General features: G+C 66.5%; 1 protein-coding gene and 1 pseudogene. Both read right to left on the bottom strand.

What is annotated here, in order from left to right; genetic code table 11:
* A pseudogene (locus EN935_RS38370) lies at window positions 1-252 on the bottom strand (4-diphosphocytidyl-2C-methyl-D-erythritol kinase); the annotation flags it as partial.
* Window positions 249-812 (bottom strand): XdhC family protein (locus EN935_RS38365; protein WP_127374363.1); only part of this gene is annotated, 564 nt, incomplete at its 5' end. The pseudogene EN935_RS38370 and the gene EN935_RS38365, both read right to left, overlap by 4 nt.

Below are 812 nucleotides of genomic sequence, written 5' to 3'. Positions count from 1 at the left end.
GCGTCGGGCATCTTCACGGTCGATGCCGCGAAAGGTCATGCTTTCGGCTATTCGTTGAGCGGCGGCATCCTCGCCGAGGTCGTCGGCGGCCAGTACGGCTGCAACGACCTGCGAAATGCCGGCGGCCCGCAGCAGCGCCACATCTTCGGCGCTCAGCCTGTGTGCCTTGCGAAAGCGGCATTCGCCGGCGGTGGTGGCGTGCGCCAGCACCGCGCCTTCCGCCGTCTCAATCGGGATCGGGCCGAATTTCACGCCGCCGCGCCTTTTGCGTCCAGCCCGCGCGAACGGAAGGCGAGGATCGCTTGCGCCAACACCGCAACGGCGATCTCGGCCGGGCTGGCAGCACCAATATCGAGCCCGATCGGCGCATGGATACGGGCGATCTGGTCAGCGGTTGCGCCCAGCGCCAGCAGGCGTTCGACCCGCTTGGCGTGCGTCTTGCGGCTGCCCAGTGCGCCGACATAGAAGCAGTTGGCATCGAGCGCGGCTTTCAGAGCGAAATCATCGACCTTCGGGTCATGGGTGACAGCGACAAGTGCGGTGTAGCTGTCGAGCGGCTGGCGCTTCAGCACATCCTCCGGCCATTCGGCATGAAGCGCCACGTCAGGGAAGCGGTCCGGCGTGGCGAAGGCGGTGCGGGGATCGATGATCTCCACGGGGTAGCCGGCAATCCTGGCCATCGGCGCCAGCGCCTGGCTGATGTGTACGGCACCGATCACCACGAGGCGCGGCTGCGGCAGATGCGCATTGAGAAAGAAAGTCCGCCCCTCTGCTTCGACCGAACCGGAATTGCCGGTGCGGAACGCCTTGGC

The organism is Mesorhizobium sp. M7D.F.Ca.US.004.03.1.1, assembly GCF_003998635.1.
GTDB lineage: Bacteria > Pseudomonadota > Alphaproteobacteria > Rhizobiales > Rhizobiaceae > Mesorhizobium > Mesorhizobium loti.
This window is presented reverse-complemented; position numbering and strand designations above follow the sequence as displayed.